This window comes from Nocardioides sp. Soil796 (assembly GCF_001429525.1).
Lineage (GTDB): Bacteria > Actinomycetota > Actinomycetes > Propionibacteriales > Nocardioidaceae > Nocardioides.
In genome coordinates, this window is record NZ_LMSQ01000008.1 from 1 (window position 1) to 1356 (window position 1356).

Annotated in this window: 1 protein-coding gene; it reads right to left on the bottom strand. The window is 67.5% G+C overall.

Going from position 1 to position 1356, the window contains the following annotated elements; translation table 11 throughout:
* Positions 1–145: 145 nt before the first annotated feature.
* Positions 146–1108 (bottom strand): hypothetical protein, encoded by a 963-nt coding sequence (locus ASH02_RS03905; protein ID WP_056675442.1) that lies wholly within the window; start codon positions 1106–1108, stop codon positions 146–148.
* Positions 1109–1356: the final 248 nt, after the last annotated feature.

Here is a 1356-nt window from a genome sequence, read left to right on the forward strand (position 1 = left end):
AGACATCAACTGTCACCGATGTCCAGATGCAGAATCGTCACCGATGTCCTGAGACATCACACCAATCGCCGAAAAGGCGACCACGATCATGCACGTGCACGATCCGGGTCGCGCGCCCGCGAGGCCGGCGGTCGTCACGCAGGTCTCAGCGTCCGGGGAAGTGTGGGCGCCAGCCGTCGGAGAGCCGGCGCGGCAGGCCCGGCAGCCGGCGTGAGTGCAGCAGCCGGACGACGCGTCCCAGGGTGCGCTCCGGCCGCTTGAAGATGTCGGCGGCCACGACCACCAGGATGCGCCACTGGTCGTCGTCGATCGCCTCGCGCCGCTCGAGGTCTGCCTCCCACTGGTCGATGCGCTCGATGTGGTGGCGCCCGTCGTACTCTATGATCACCCGCACCTCCGGATAGCTGAGGTCGTAGCGCCGCACCACCTCACGGTCGACCGTGCGCAGCGACAGGTTGACCTGCGGCTCGGGCAGTCCGGCCAGGACGATCAGCAGGCGCAGACGGGTCTCCATCGGCGAGTCCACGCGTTCGCGCACGAGGCTGGCGGCGTGACGTGCCTTGGCGGCGTACGGCAGCTGCGCGGTCTCGCAGAAGTTCACCAGGTCGGCCAGCGTGACCCGACCAGTGCGCACCAGGTTGTCGCCGACGACCACCAGATCGACGAGTGGCAGCAGGGATGAGAGTTCGACGAACATCTGTGCGTGTGCGGAGATCCGGATGCCGTCGCGCACGATCACCTTGGCCTGCGAGACCACGTGGCAGACGATCCCGGGCCGTGGTCGACGCAGGTCGGGATGCAGGACGGTGACGTGTTCGTCGGGCAGGGTCGGGATGGGTACGCCGTGCATCCGGGCCGCCGAGGTGTGACTGAGGAACGACTGTTCGGGGTCGAACACGCACCAGGCGGCTTCGGCGTGCACGTGGGGAGTGACCACCACCGAGGCGTCGATGAGCACCGACCGGAAGATGCGCCGGAAGCGCGAGCCACGCAACTGGCGCGGGGAAATGCCCGCGGCGAGGGCGTCCGCCCGTGTGAAGGGACGACGAGTGTCGAGGTCGGAGTCGGGTGCCGTGGTCGCGGCGCCAGTGCCAGTCGTCGATTTCATCCCGGCAGCATGCCGCGATTCGAGGTGCCCTGCCGGCGTCATCCACAGGGCCGGTGCTCAGCCCTTCGGGCGGGCAGCCGGGTGCCGCTCTGGTTGGAGCGTGCACGGGTGGACGGGCACGGCACGCGTCCGTCGAGCGACCACGATCATGCAGGTGTCGAGTTGTGACACGCATTCCGGTGAAAGGTGTGATGTCTCAGGACATCGGTGACGATTCTGCATCTGGACATCGGTGACAGTTGATGTCT

Coding starts and splice junctions, on each gene's coding strand:
- ASH02_RS03905 (WP_056675442.1), bottom strand. CDS start 1,108: ATGAAATCGACGACTGGCACTGGCGCCGCGACCACGGCACCCGACTCC.